A 14,209-nucleotide genomic window follows, 5' to 3' on the forward strand; every position below is an offset into this window, starting at 1 on the left:
AGACAATACAATTATACATTCACCATCATTTCTTTTCAGTATTAAACACTTTTTCTAAAACTTGATAGCGATAATTAAAAATGTGCTCCAATTTTTTGTGTATGATCAATCTATGCACAAGTCTACCAAAAAAACCGAAAGGCATTTCATATCGTACAATATCTTTCATTAAAATACCATGCTCATTAGGAATAAATTCATGAAAATGACTCCATTGTTTATAAGGGCCTTTTAATTGCTGATCAGTAAAACTTAAATGGTGTCTAACCTTTTTTATTTTCGTTCGCCATTTCATGGTAATTCCAAATAAAGGCGAAATCTTATAATCAATGATCATACCTTCATATATCGGTACATCTAGAATTTCATTGACAATTATAAAATTCATATCATCCGGTGTAATTTTAGCCAGATTATGAGGCGAAGAAAAAAAGTTCCATGCCGTTTCCATATCACAATTCAATTGCTGCTCGCTTTGCAATAAATAGATCATATTAATGAGTTTTTAATTATTTACACTTCGTTTTATTAAGTTAGATTTATTGATGCTTTCATATTTATATCCTCATTAAAAACCAAATATGCGAAACGGTCTCGCAACCTCTATTTTAGATTGCAAGTACCTATTTATCATTAATGATAGTTTCTGACTATTCGGGATACGGATACGTTCTTTTAACATACGCTGAGCTGGTACCTGATTTATCTTTCTCAATAATAGCCAATAATACTTATATGCTAAAAAAACTCCAAATTTGGAAGAACTAGGTAACTTTTCTATTCCTAATAACGCCTTCTTAAATTCACTTTCGATATCCAATTCAATTGCAGCTTTCATCATATTGTTAAGGACGGTCATATCAACATCTCGAAATTATGTGCGTCCCAAAAGGTCATTTAAATTTGTGGATATAATGTAATAAGAGACTTTTATTTAAAAATACATCTTAAATTTTTCTCCTTATTTAAAATAATATTCACCCACTTAATTGTTCAACAGTGGATAGTTTTCAGCAACAGAAGTAAGTAAATCTGCAACGTCAATATTTTGATCATAAATTGGTTGATGAAATTTTTCCAATTTTTGCAATAGACGTATCAATTCCATTTTTTCCGGACGAGTCAAATCCCCCGTAACAATTTGACTTGCTTGCCTAATTTTATCCATTTGATTCTCGAGAACACGTAGCCCCTCATCTGTTATTGAAATGACTTTACTCCTTTTGTCATCCATCGAGTCGACCTGGCATACCCATTTTTGATGAATCAACCTATTGATAATCTGCATACCAAAAGGTTTATCATGGATATTACGTTTTATAAGTTCCATTTTTATCATTGGTCCAAAAACTTTCAGATTAATCAAATAAATAAAATCTTCTTGTGTAGAAAAACTTGATTCGTGGATGGCCGATTTAGAATAATTTTTTGCAAATCTGTTCATCTGCACGATCAGTGTATTAATAACACTCTCAGGATTTCGCCCGTTTTCCTTTCCCTCCCAATCCGGCTCAGCAGGAACTATACCTTTGTAATGATCAACTATAAATTGCTGAAAGCCTGCACTATCTTCACTATACTTTCCACTTTCTTGCTTATTTTTTTCAAACTTTTCAAGTAGTTCAATAGTATCTCTTAATAAATTGTAATTCATGATTTATACATTGAATAAATAAATAGAATAAAAATATTCTATTTATTTTCATAAATTTACATTTTTAAAATTTAATATTGAAATATAGTTGATTATTACTCTAAATATTTTTTTGATATTGTTTAAATTCTCAGATAATATATTTTAAAACTTTACCCTAACAAAGTTGTTTTAAGGAATAATTTTTCAAAAATTAATTCCCTTTTAAAACCAATAGTACAAAATTGGCCTCAATAAAAAAAAAACTGTAAAACTACTATTAAAATAGATTTACAGTTTTTTATTTAGAAACACCTTTTTTAAAATGATATTCAAAAGTCTCAAGATCACTGAAAAAGCGTAAAATTTATTTTCAGAAAAGACTTAAGATTACAAAAACATTTAGCAATCTAAAAAAGTACCTAAGGCATCAATACATGGTCAATAACATGAATTATACCATTTGATTGTACAACATCCGAAATCGTAACCTTTGCATCTTTTCCTTTAGCATCACGTACATAAAGATCCTTACCCTTCGTCCAAAAAGTAATCTTCCCACCTTCTATTGTAGTCATATCAGCTTTACCGCCCATTTCCTTAACAGATTTTAAGATCGATGCGGCATCAAATTTTCCAGCCAATACATGATAGGTCAGCACCTTCGTTAACATACCTTTATTTTCAGGCTTTAATAATTTCTCAACCGTGCCCTTCGGTAATAAATTAAACGCTTCATTTGTTGGAGCTAATACAGTAAAAGGTCCTTTAGAAGACAATGTCTCTACTAAACCTGCAGCCTTCACTGCAGCGACCAAAGTAGTATGATCTTTTGAGTTAACCGCATTCTCAATAATATTTTTAGTTGGATACATTGCAGCTCCACCTACGATTACAGTTTTATTTGCATGTTGTGCTACAACATTTCCGCAAAAGATAACACCCATCAATAATAATCCGAGTGTCATAAAAGTGAATTTCTTTTTCATTTCCTATTTTTTTTAGTGGTTATCATTTTATTTACCCTATTTATATCACTTACGAAATAATGCTTCAATTGGATTGCGTTTTGAAATTAAAAATATCTCACCGCCATTTTATGCTACATCATTAAAAAAAACTTGGTCCTGAGCTGATTTAATTAAAATATTTCAAAACATAAGTCACCTCAACTTTATGTCAAGAGCACTCATTTAAGAAATGAATAATAGGTTTGTGTGCAATAAATCCAGTACAATCAATTAAAATTCAAATAAATATAGAATTTCTTAATCCTATTGTATATCTTTGAACTCAAAGACTAATTAATTGAGCCCGATACACCACTTAGAAGAAGATACATTAATTTCCTTATTACAGAAAAAGGATCAGCGCGCCTTTAATTATCTTTATGATCATTATGCGGGAGCACTGTATGGTCTAGTTCTTCGTATCGTTACACTCAAGGAATATGCTGACGAAGTACTTCAAAATGTTTTTATCAAAATATGGAAACATATTGATTCATTCGATGCTGCTCGAGGCAAACTGTACACTTGGATCATTAATATAGCCCGTAATGCTGCACTTGATTACATCAAATCAAAAGGCGTCCAAAATGAACAAAAAAACCAATCTCTTCCAGATATCGTAGATGCTAAAGAAAAACATAATTTTAGTGTTTCTACACAGGTAGATCATATTGGTTTTAAAAACGTATTGAATGAACTTCGTGCAGAATGGAAAGAGCTTATTGAAATGGCCTACTATGAAGGATACACACAACAGGAAATTGCAGAAAAACTAAATATTCCTTTAGGTACAGTAAAAACTCGTACACGAGGAGCACTTTTAGAATTAAAAAAAATACTTAAAGAATACCAATACTAGTGGATATTAAAGAATACATATCGTCAGGAATTATCGAAGCTTATGTGCTAAATCTCGCCAGCGAAGAAGAGGTGAGTGTTTTGATGTGCATAAGTAAACATAACACTGAAGTACAGCAAGCGATTCTAGAGGCACAAGAAACTTTAGAAGATTTTGCTACTGTCCAAGCTATGTCTCCTCCCACCGAGCTTAAATCGATAATCTGGAATAAAATATCCGATCAAGCTAATCATCCTATCGTATCTGCTGAAAAGACAGAAGAGTTGATTCCACAGTCCGCTCTACCGTCCCCTGTGCGCAAATTTAGTACGTCAAACTGGAGTATTGCCGCGTCTATCTTATTAGCTTTAAGTATAGGTGCTAATATCTATTTTCACAATAAAACTACTGTTAATCAAAATCTGCTGGAACAATCAGTTTCAAAACAAGAATCTACTCAAAAAGCATTGCTGAGTTTAGAGGAAAAATGGGCTATGTTGCAAGATCCTGCGATTAAAACGATCACTTTAGCCGGAGTAGAGCAACATCCAAAACTCAAAGCACATGTTTTCTGGAACACCAATACAACAGATGTTTATCTAAGTCTAGAAAATTTACCTCCTGCTCCAGAAGGTATGCAGTATCAACTTTGGGCAATCGTTGATGGTAAACCAGTAGATGCTGGTGTATTTCCTTTGGATCATACTGATCGCATCACCAGTATGAATCAAATACCTAAAGCACAAGCTTTTGCTATAACTTTAGAAACAAAGGGTGGAAATCCAACACCAAATTTGACACAACTTTATGTGATGGGAAATACATAAGCTTTCGTTATATATTATTTTAGAAGTTAACTGGCCACACTGATTGTATTATCATTAGTTATCCCATTGACCTCTTAATAGAGGAAATTAGGTCATGAGCATCCAGTGGTTTTTTCAATTTTGCATCAAAAAGATTTACCTGCTTTTGTTCAGCAGCTTCGAGATACATACTATCTGCCGTAAAAACAAATACCCTAACTAGTTCCCATTCTTTTTTTGCTCGTATCTTATTTAAAATTCCCCAACCGTCAAGATCAGCCATCCTTAAATCTGTGATTACGACATCAACGTCATTTTCATCCATATATGCAAGAGCAACATGACCTTGCTCAAAAATATGTACATTAGGAAAATCTTTAAAATAGTGATTCAAGTAAAGAACATTGATCCTATTATCATCAATGATCACAATCTTCATTTCTTGAGGAAGATCTTCCAATGTATACTGTATAGCGGTGGTTTCCAATATCTTCGTTTTTTCGACAGGAAGTACCAGAGTAAATGTAGATCCTTTACCTAATGTGCTGACCAAATCAATATTGCCCTCCATTTGTTGGGCAAATAATTTTGATATATATAACCCCAGCCCAAAACTACTTGTTTGCTTCTTCGCTCCGGCCATATAGTACTGACGAAATACCAGCGCCTGTTCTTCTTCTAGAATACCAATACCACTATCCTGAACAGCCACAAACAGCGTTGTTTTTCCATTTTTCAGTTTCAGAGAAGCAGTGATACTGACTTCCCCTTGAGAAGTATATTTAATGGCATTACTGATCAGATTAGAAACGATCTGCTTCATTCTAAACTCACTGCTATAAATTAATAATGTAGGGTCTATCTCTATTTTTTTAACAATAGTAATATTTTTATTTTGGGCTTGATGATTGTGTAAATTGAGGATATTTAGTAATAATTGGTGCGGTGCAAAATAATCATATTGCACATCCATTGCCCCTGCTTCCAGTTTACTCAGATTTAATATGTCATTTACAGTACTATTGATTACATCAATTTCGTGCGAAGCAGAGTTAAGGTATTCAGGATGGATCACATTACCACTGTTATTCTTTCTTAATATATTGATTATACCCTGCAATGCATTGATTGGCGATCGTACCTCATGACTTACACTAGCTAAAATTGTCGTTTTCTCAGCCGCTACCTGTGATGCGTAATCCTTCTCCTCTTGCAGTTTGCGTTCATAAGAAACGGCATTCGATTGATAGAAGAAAATGAAAATAATTGACAGTCCAATAATGATAAAGGACCCAATAAGCTGATTTCTAAAATTATGTGAACTAACTTTGTATAATGCCAAGTCTTTTTCTTCTGCTTTTCGCAGTAGCGTTAACTCCTGACTTTTAATAACATCAATTCCTTTCCTCAGATTATCCAGTAAACTTCTATTAGTCAGCACCAGTTGCTTTTCTTTTTCTTGAAGAGCAACAAACTTTTCCTGAAGATTCTTTAAATTTTGACGGTAAACTTTTTTATTTTGCTGTATCAGGTAGGCTATATTTCGGGAAATTACATCTTTTTGCAACGTATTAAAATCCTGGGTAATCGTCTTAGCGACAAGCGTATCATTTTTAGCTTTAAAAATACGTTTAAAGAGATTTTCTTTTTTTCGGATCGTCGTATCTTTTGTTAATGTATTAAAGGAAGTGTCACTCATTATCCTATTCACAATAGAATCTACCTGCTCAAACTTCGGATCCCTTAATAATGTTTTACTGGAGGAAGATAAAACCGACAAGGAGTCCTTTGTAAAGAATATGAGTTGATCTACTGTCTGCTTTAATACTGCAAATTCTTGTGAAAGCACCTTCTTTTGCTCCATATCTTCTGTACTCACCTGCATTAAATTTTCCTTCAAAGGCAATTTCGACAATGAATCTACGGAATACCTAATCGTATCCAATTTATTTTTGTATGCAAGAAAAGTATTCTTGTCAAAATTCACCGTATACAACCTAAAAAGGTTTTCGGCTTCACTATATGCGGAGAATAATCGATCAAGTCCAGAGGATTTTTGATATGAAGATGCATATGCAGCATCGAGACGTTCCTTTACCTTTTGCTGTTCATAATACTGGTAAATAAAAATAACACCTAAGTATATAAAAGAAGCAATAAGTGCTCCGATCAATAAAGCTCGAAGGAGAAATGTTTTTTTATTTTTTAGTGTTGACAAGAGTTCCGTATATTTTCTTCAGATGTATGGCAAGTGCAGGCATCGATACTCCATGCAGCATATTTTGCTGACATCAAATTATGTGAGCATTAAAATAGTAACAATAATAACTATTATAACTGTACACCTATGAAGATCGTTAGATAAAAAATAGATTGTTTATAAATTTGTAGCTACTTCGCTACATCAATCTAAATTTCGAATAATAATTTTCTAATTAAGGAATATAGTACTCCTAAACAAGGAAATTATTTATTAAGAATATCCCGTTAAGCATTTCTAGCTATAGGATAGATCGGTACTTCTGGTACTATTTTATCCATAATTTCCATATCCAAAACTTCATTATCCAGTATTTCAAATTCTGAATTCTGCGACTTAAATTCAGGAACTATTTTTTTCATATGTCTCACGAGATTCATAAAATCGGGTAAAATAGCATGCGGACCTACAATATGTTGACACAAATAATTAATCCGCTCCACTTTTTGATGCAAATCGTCATGATTTACCTTCGCTATCATTATTTTGGGATGGTGAGTCTTTATTGTATTCTCATTATTCGCAAGAAGCTCTTCATAGATCTTCTCTCCGGGGCGTAACCCAACGATTTTGATATCAATATCTTCTGGATAACGATAACCTTTCAAATTAATCATACGTTTTGCCAGATCGATGATACGAATTGATTTACCCATATCAAACACAAAAATCTCTCCCCCTTTTCCCATCACTCCAGCTTCTTGGACCAATTGACAAGCTTCTGGAATCGTCATAAAAAATCGGGTGATATCAGGATGAGTCAATGTCAATGGCCCTCCTTGCTCCATCTGTTTCTCAAAAAGTGGAATTACCGATCCATTAGAACCTAGCACATTACCAAATCGGGTAATGATAAATTGGGTATCGGATTTTCCACTGCAACTGCTCACATATATTTCAGCCATGCGCTTTGTTGCTCCCATAATGTTCGTCGGGTTGACCGCTTTATCCGTGGATACCATGACCATTTTTTTTACCCCATATTTCATCGAGAGGTCTACAACATTTTTACTCCCTAATACATTTGTCTGTATTGATTCGTATGGATTAGCCTCCATCAAAGGCACATGTTTATAGGCCGCCGCATGAAATACTAAATCCGGATGATACTCTTCAAATATCTTTTGCATGAAAAAATAATTACGCACATCTCCAACAACACAATGTAAATGTTCAGGATAGCTGCATTTTATTGATTGTTGTATATCATACAAAGGAGATTCAGCTTGATCTAATAAAATCAATTTTTTATAAGAGCGTCGGGCAATTTGCCGAGCAAGCTCTGAGCCAATTGATCCTGCTGCACCTGTCACCAAAATTACTTTACCTTCCATCTCGGCTTCTATCTCCTGGTGATCCAGTTTGATAGGCTTACGTCCCAATAAATCATCAATTTGTAAAGGTCTAATCTCCCGATTCACTCTTGAATTAGGTAGAATACGCGCAGGAGACATTATTTTAAGTTCAAGACCAAGCTGATGGAACCAGTCCGAAACATATTGTAAACGTTCGGGATCATTATTTTCTACTGCAATGATCACATCCGTAATACGGTTTCTTTTAATAAAATCTGATGTAATTTCAGTTATATCCAGGATTTTTAAGCCCGCAAGCCGTTTACCGACACGATTTAACTGATCTTCTACGAATGCAATTACATGATACTTCACTTGAGGGTCTTCTTTCAAAAGAGAGTAAGTTGAGAGTCCGGGACGAGAAGCACCAAAAATCAAGACGTTTTCCAACTTTCTGGCAGATAATGAGAGATATTCAAATACCGTACGGTAAACCACACGAGAGCCGATCATGAATACCAGTAACATACAGAACTGCATGGTCAACAGTCCATAAGGCAATCTTAGGTAATCTGACACCACACTTCCACGCTCTACAACTGACCTAACGATAATCATAAATAGCATCAGCACAATATAAGCAGTTGCTGTAGTTTTAAATATTTTAATTGCATCTTGAATACCCGTCTGGCGTACAATCCCTTTAAAAGTACTGTTGCTAACAAAAAAAGTAAAATATATGAAAAGAATAATGATTAGCTTTTTCAACATCATCGAAACATCAGCAAACCCTTTCAAGTCATAGAGTACATAAATAGACAGTATATAACTGACAAATACAATAAACATATCGATCATCAAAATAATCCAACGCGGATGGTCTCGATATAAATGTCTTTTTAAATCTCCAAAAAAACTTATCATAATATTATTGCTAACAGTTCACTCTTATTAATAGGATATGGTTAGTAAGGGGTATTTGGACGACCCTTAAATGGCTCCTATTCAATATTATAATTCACAACACCAATTTACTTAAAAATTGGCAATCCTAGTATATAAATTTTCATATATTTATTAATTATTAATAAAAACCGGTTCACTTTTAATATGCTTTCTAGCGAAGTGGCAGGGTTAATAACAAAAATCTTACAAAAAGGTTTTTGACTTAAAAACTTTACTAAATAAAATTCTAAAAAATTTCTTTATCAAGGCCTTAACTGTTTAAACAGTTATATTATCATCCTTTCAAACACATTTCCTCACAAGTAATGTTGGCACACTAATTGAGAACATTTATTTACAATAAATTGGCGGAAATAACGTTGTGAAAACAGGCATTAAGCTCATATTTCAATTTTGCTTAATATATGAATATTTGTCAGATCACAGCGCACTTTAATCTATACTATCGAAAAACAATTATTACTAAAATCACAGATGTCTTTTTTTAGCAATCTATTCACAAAAAATAAAAATGCCGCTTCGGTTCGATCCATATCACAATTGGATTTTCTTGAAGTTGACATGCATAATCATTTACTACCGGGCATTGATGATGGTAGCACATCAGTGCAGCAATCATTAGGCTATATTAAGGAATTAAGCAGCCTTGGTTTCAAAAAATTTATTTGTACTCCCCATATTATGGAGGGTGTACATCCTAATACTAAATTTAGTATTGGACAAGCTCACCATGCGCTAAGCGAAGGGTTAAAAAATTCAGGAAGCGATGTGGAAATTTTTGCAGCCGCAGAACACATGATCGACGACGGTCTTCATGCACTGGTTGAGAGCAATGATTTATGCTTAATGCCTGGAGGATATGTTTTGATTGAAATGTCATACCTTTCCGAATCGAAGGCTTTATTTCAAACGATATTGAATATTCAAAAATTAGGTTACAAACCTATATTGGCACATCCCGAACGCTATAATTATTATCACAGCAATTTCAACATTTACAAACAGATAAAAGATGCTGGATGTTTTTTGCAATTAAACCTCTTATCTCTGAGCAGATATTATGGTGTCGATGTAAAAGCCATTGCCATGACACTTGTTAAATCGGGTATGTACGATTTTGTCGGAACAGACCTGCACCATGATAAGCATCTCCGTTCATTAAAAGATATTGTTGAAAAATATCCTGTACGAGAAATGTTGAAAACCTGTACAATTTTAAATCCGACCTTACTTGATCATATCAATGCAGGCAAAGGGCAACATATCATCGCCGGATAAATAATCTGAATAACATATAAAAAAGGAGCTTTATACTAACGTGTATAAAGCTCCTTTTACTTAACAGGGTTTATGCGATCAAAGATATTCCTTCCGCCTCAGATAATCCACAACCTGACTGGCCCCAAATGCACTAAGATGATGTTTATCAAACATATAAGACATCCCCATTTCCTGAGAATTGTGCTCTATTTCCCCATGTTTATAAATATCAATATAATGTTGCTCCGGGATAATTCGTTTAAGAAATTCATTAACTTGTTTCCCTTCGTCTAGAATAAATTGCTGCTCATCTAGAACAGGGTTAAACATTTTCTTTAATGCAACCTGTCGGTAAGGAACCCGATAAAGTTCGGTTTGTCCGATGAAATAATACTGTAGCCCATAACTATCAAAGAGCGCAGTCATCTGACTTAAACCTTGCTTTATTTCTTTAGGTGTATAGTTCATTTCCTCATATGTATTCATTAACCAATGAACAGAAATAAACACTTTATTGATTTTATTCTCATTTTTAGGCAGGAACTCGGTATAAAAATATTTCCATAACTGAACTGACTTATCGTAACCTTTTGATTCTAGAAAAGGAAAAGTTAGGCTTAGACTCATCTCAAGCAGATGCTGATCTTCTTTCAAGGCATTTCTAAAAGCCGTAGAAAGCTGCGCCGCATGACTGTCCCCGATCAGTAAGATATTTTCTTTTCCCACATCGATTTTCAAACATTCTTCTTTATCATAGGTATTATAATTCGGGCTTCTTGTGATATAGCAATTACATGGATTCAAATGCCGATGTTCATCCTGTTGAAAATAATTGACATATTGATTATTAATAAGGCGAATTTTATCCCAGAATGTATGCTTGGGAATTACAAAGAGCATTGTTGCTAGTAAAGCAACCACACATCCAGAAATTGTTAAAATCTTAGCGCCAATTATATTTTTATTTCGCTCAAACAGATAAAAAGATAGGATAGCAAAAATAAAAGAAAGAAAAAAAGGAATAAGAATGCTATAACGCCATTGCATTATAAAATCAAATTTTCGATAGAGCACATAAAATGGCCAATGCCACAGATACAATGAATAAGAAATTTTTCCTAAAAATTGAATTCCGCTATTTTGAAACCATACCAATTGATGATCTATAGCTAATAAAACAGCAGTTGCTAAAACAGGAATTACAACTAATGTCGAAGACCATGTATGATTTGCGCGAATAAATAGAGCGGAAACAAGCATTAGTACTAAGCTCATAATGGTTAATGCTGTTAAGAATGGTTTCAACCTAACTTTTAATTCTTGACTGTACAAAAAAGCCAAACCTCCAATTAAAAATTCCCAAATCCGCGTCGGCATCAAATAAAAAGCCCAACTGTTACGACTTCCCATACCAAGCCAAAGAGAAAGGGAAAGTACCGTTAAAACAATTAAAATGAAGCGAAATTGTTTTAAATGATGTAAGTACCGATCCTTAAGTGTCCATAAAGCAAGTGGATAGATCATATAAAATTGCCATTCAACAGCTAAGGACCAGCTATGTAAAAACAAATTATCCTGGACATCGGGTGAAAAATAATCGCCAGATAAACTTCCATAATAAATATTAGACATAAATGCGAGACTCAATGCAATATACTTCGCATTAAGTTTCAGATCGACATCAAAATACAAAAGAGGCAATAATAGCAACATTATCACCGAAACACCTAACAGTGCAGGCACAATCCGCCTCATTCTTCTTTCAATAAATGAAAAATAAGAAAAACGATCTCCTTTAATCTCTGTTAAGATAATTTTAGTCATCAAAAATCCTGATATCACGAAAAATATGTCAACCCCTATATATCCTCCCTCAAAAAATGGAAAATTATAATGATAGAGTAAAACAAAACAAACTGCAATTGCCCGCAAAAGGCCAATATCATAACGAAACGTCATTTAGGTTAACATCCAATTTGATGGATGCACTAAATTTATAAAAATAAGCTGATTAAAAAAAAGAGCGCTTTCTATAGAAAGCGCTCTTAAAAAGAGGTAGATTAAAAATTTTTATTTATTATAATCCTTTCTTAATACAACGGATCTGCATTGCAAAGTTTGGATCCGCCGCAGCCGTATTAATTGACCAGCCCTGCGTATTTTTAGAACCTGTCATTTGCAAACGTTGGTTATTTGCTAATAAATATAAACCTTGAGATCCAAATGAATCCCCTGTATTATTGTCATTATATGAACCTCCGTATGGTAAATAAAATTCTTTATAGCGGTCTGCACCAGGATTCACTTGTGAACCAAAGAACATACCTAAGTTTGTACCTGCAGTCCCATCATAAGTATCCACCCAACGTGCCGGATCCCAGTTATTGATGTTTTGAGGGTTATCAACACCACCTGCATTTGTATTTGTAATCAATGTATTGAACTCCTGTGCGGTAGGTAATCTCCATGTATTTAATGGTAATACCAAAGAGCAAGGATCTGTAGCGCCACCATTAATAGCTGTTGAAGGTTTTTGATTGTTAACACTGCCATCTAATACTTTGGGAATTTGGAATCCAGCAAACCAATAATTACCATATGAATCATTCGTTTGTGCAAAACCATATACACCATTACTATACGTTAAGTTACCTAAAGCCCAAACTTTACCACCAAGTTCCACAGTTGTTGGCGCTTTCACCTTAAGTTCTAAGTTATATTTAATCCCTGGATTCAAGGTTAGGTTTTTAAATGATAGGGCTTTTGCAACACTATTATTTATGGAAAGCCCCGTTAACTCTACGATACCGGTTGTTGTTGGCGCGGTTGTAATGAATGTAGAGTCAGACACGATTACTGTACCTGTCGTATTTTTCAAATTAAATGCCACTGGAGCAGTTGCACTACCTGTATATGTTACAGCAGCTGTAGACAATATCACATCTGCATTTGTATTCGAAGGAGAGATATTTGCACCCGCTATTGCAGTAACAGCACCAATCTTAGAAGAATCAAATTTTAATGTAACTTGTGTAAATAAATGATCTAGATCTGCATTAAGAATGTTTTGACCTGCTTTTACTTCAAACTCAACTTGATCTAACATAAAATCTTTGTCAGCTGTAAGACCTGTAAAATTTACAGTACTCAAAGTTGCGTTTGGGGCAATTGTAGGTAAAGACTTATTTGTACCAGAAGCATAAACCACAAAGGTATATTTACCCTTATCAATCGCGAAATCCTGCGCACCAGCCCCTTGAGTAAAAGATTTTGTTTCCTTATATTTGCCTGTAGCATCAAAAATAGCAACATAATAAACCGTTCCTTGCTTCAGAACTTGTTCAGAATTACCCGTACTAGTAGTAGCCGCACGATTAGATGCTTTCAAAACATCATTGCTTGAACCTGATGTTACAGGTGTTAATGTTGCGACTAACGTATACTCATTATTATAGGCAACTTCAACAGTCTGTGCTCCTGCAGTAAAAGTACGACCTACAGAACCTACTTTAGCTGGAGCTGCTTTAGCATAAGTTTGACCAATATTTAAACGGATTGTTGAACCGTCAGTTACCGCTTCATTTGCTTCTTTACTACAAGAAGATATAAATAGCGCAAGAGCCAATGTAGTAGCCAAGCCCAATTTAATTTTAAAATTTTTCATTTATAAATGTTAAATATGTTAAAAAAATAGGGTTTGTTATTACCACTCCACTTCGTGTTCTTGCGTTTCAGTACCCCAAGATTCTTTGATGGAATTATTGGTTTCACCATTTACCGAAGCGGCTGCAATACTATGCTCAAGTTCAACTTTCAGCATGTCAACACGAGGAGATTCATAATTCAATTGGCCTTTAGAGTTAGCCAAAAATACATTGTTAGTTTTCATTTTTATTATCTTTATTTTTAAGTACAAATCCATAATCTGAAATGACAACACGAACAATACAACACTGTTTATGAGACAATTACAAACGCATATTCAGATTTTAATTTGAGCAAAACTAGATAATAATCAATTACATAACTCAGATTTTGATCTAAATAGTTAATCTTGTAGATGATCAATTACAAGCACAATGACTTTTGTAGCTGAGCACCTACAAAAGATATTCAAACATAAAATTTTCACCTAAACAGG

12 protein-coding genes are annotated in these 14,209 nt (G+C 33.9%); 3 read left to right on the forward strand and 9 right to left on the reverse strand.

Going from position 1 to position 14,209, the window contains the following annotated elements:
- Window positions 1–25 precede the first annotated feature (25 nt).
- The 4 genes from ACFS6I_RS17365 to ACFS6I_RS17380 form a co-directional block, all read right to left on the reverse strand.
- A complete protein-coding gene (locus ACFS6I_RS17365) occupies window positions 26–493 on the reverse strand; it encodes an SRPBCC family protein (protein ID WP_380922467.1) in 468 nt (155 codons plus the stop codon).
- A gap of 75 nt (window positions 494–568) precedes the next feature.
- Entirely contained in the window at window positions 569–841 is a 273-nt protein-coding gene (locus ACFS6I_RS17370; protein WP_380922469.1) for a hypothetical protein, read from the reverse strand.
- A gap of 144 nt (window positions 842–985) precedes the next feature.
- Entirely contained in the window at window positions 986–1,654 is a 669-nt protein-coding gene (locus ACFS6I_RS17375) for a MarR family winged helix-turn-helix transcriptional regulator (RefSeq protein WP_380922471.1), read from the reverse strand.
- A 401-nt stretch (window positions 1,655–2,055) separates the two neighbouring features.
- Complete coding sequence (locus ACFS6I_RS17380) at window positions 2,056–2,622, reverse strand: fasciclin domain-containing protein (RefSeq protein WP_380922473.1); 567 nt, start codon at window positions 2,620–2,622, stop codon at window positions 2,056–2,058.
- A 319-nt stretch (window positions 2,623–2,941) separates the two neighbouring features.
- Here ACFS6I_RS17380 and ACFS6I_RS17385 point away from each other — a divergent pair, with 319 nt between their 5' ends.
- The gene (locus ACFS6I_RS17385; RefSeq protein ID WP_380922475.1) at window positions 2,942–3,502 is read left to right on the forward strand and encodes an RNA polymerase sigma factor; all 561 of its coding nucleotides are present in this window, start codon (window positions 2,942–2,944) and stop codon (window positions 3,500–3,502) included.
- Window positions 3,502–4,308, forward strand: a complete 807-nt coding sequence (locus tag ACFS6I_RS17390; RefSeq protein WP_380922477.1) for an anti-sigma factor — start codon at window positions 3,502–3,504, stop codon at window positions 4,306–4,308. The genes ACFS6I_RS17385 and ACFS6I_RS17390 overlap by 1 nt, the downstream gene beginning before the upstream one ends.
- A 58-nt stretch (window positions 4,309–4,366) precedes the next feature.
- On the opposite strand, the gene ACFS6I_RS17395 is transcribed toward ACFS6I_RS17390, so the two are convergent.
- The gene (locus ACFS6I_RS17395) at window positions 4,367–6,505 is read right to left on the reverse strand and encodes an ATP-binding response regulator (protein WP_380922479.1); all 2,139 of its coding nucleotides are present in this window, start codon (window positions 6,503–6,505) and stop codon (window positions 4,367–4,369) included.
- A 269-nt stretch (window positions 6,506–6,774) separates the two neighbouring features.
- Window positions 6,775–8,766: an SDR family NAD(P)-dependent oxidoreductase gene (locus tag ACFS6I_RS17400; RefSeq protein ID WP_380922481.1), complete on the reverse strand. Its 1,992-nt coding sequence runs from the start codon at window positions 8,764–8,766 to the stop codon at window positions 6,775–6,777.
- Between the two features lie 516 nt (window positions 8,767–9,282).
- Here ACFS6I_RS17400 and ACFS6I_RS17405 point away from each other — a divergent pair.
- Complete coding sequence (locus ACFS6I_RS17405; RefSeq protein ID WP_380922483.1) at window positions 9,283–10,086, forward strand: tyrosine-protein phosphatase; 804 nt, start codon at window positions 9,283–9,285, stop codon at window positions 10,084–10,086.
- Window positions 10,087–10,164: 78 nt separating this feature from the next.
- Here the strand turns inward: ACFS6I_RS17405 and ACFS6I_RS17410 are convergent, their stop codons facing one another.
- From ACFS6I_RS17410 to ACFS6I_RS17420, 3 genes are all read right to left on the reverse strand, one after another.
- Window positions 10,165–12,027 (reverse strand): acyltransferase family protein, encoded by a 1,863-nt coding sequence (locus ACFS6I_RS17410; protein WP_380922485.1) that lies wholly within the window; start codon window positions 12,025–12,027, stop codon window positions 10,165–10,167.
- Between the two features lie 118 nt (window positions 12,028–12,145).
- On the reverse strand, window positions 12,146–13,732 hold the full coding sequence (locus ACFS6I_RS17415; protein WP_380922487.1) for a hypothetical protein: 1,587 nt from the start codon (window positions 13,730–13,732) through the stop codon (window positions 12,146–12,148).
- Window positions 13,733–13,771: 39 nt separating this feature from the next.
- The gene (locus ACFS6I_RS17420) at window positions 13,772–13,957 is read right to left on the reverse strand and encodes a hypothetical protein (RefSeq protein ID WP_183917652.1); all 186 of its coding nucleotides are present in this window, start codon (window positions 13,955–13,957) and stop codon (window positions 13,772–13,774) included.
- Window positions 13,958–14,209 lie beyond the last annotated feature (252 nt).

Source organism: Sphingobacterium anhuiense, assembly GCF_042686355.1.
Classification (GTDB): domain Bacteria; phylum Bacteroidota; class Bacteroidia; order Sphingobacteriales; family Sphingobacteriaceae; genus Sphingobacterium; species Sphingobacterium anhuiense.

Bases quoted from the DNA above. Each gene is read 5' to 3' on its own strand.
- ACFS6I_RS17405 (WP_380922483.1), top strand. From the start codon at position 9,283: ATGTCTTTTTTTAGCAATCTATTCACAAAAAATAAAAATGCCGCTTCG.
- ACFS6I_RS17380 (WP_380922473.1), bottom strand. From the start codon at position 2,622: ATGAAAAAGAAATTCACTTTTATGACACTCGGATTATTATTGATGGGT.
- ACFS6I_RS17370 (WP_380922469.1), bottom strand. From the start codon at position 841: ATGATGAAAGCTGCAATTGAATTGGATATCGAAAGTGAATTTAAGAAG.
- ACFS6I_RS17415 (WP_380922487.1), bottom strand. From the start codon at position 13,732: ATGAAAAATTTTAAAATTAAATTGGGCTTGGCTACTACATTGGCTCTT.
- ACFS6I_RS17365 (WP_380922467.1), bottom strand. From the start codon at position 493: ATGATCTATTTATTGCAAAGCGAGCAGCAATTGAATTGTGATATGGAA.
- ACFS6I_RS17400 (WP_380922481.1), bottom strand. From the start codon at position 8,766: ATGATAAGTTTTTTTGGAGATTTAAAAAGACATTTATATCGAGACCAT.
- ACFS6I_RS17410 (WP_380922485.1), bottom strand. From the start codon at position 12,027: ATGACGTTTCGTTATGATATTGGCCTTTTGCGGGCAATTGCAGTTTGT.
- ACFS6I_RS17375 (WP_380922471.1), bottom strand. From the start codon at position 1,654: ATGAATTACAATTTATTAAGAGATACTATTGAACTACTTGAAAAGTTT.
- ACFS6I_RS17420 (WP_183917652.1), bottom strand. From the start codon at position 13,957: ATGAAAACTAACAATGTATTTTTGGCTAACTCTAAAGGCCAATTGAAT.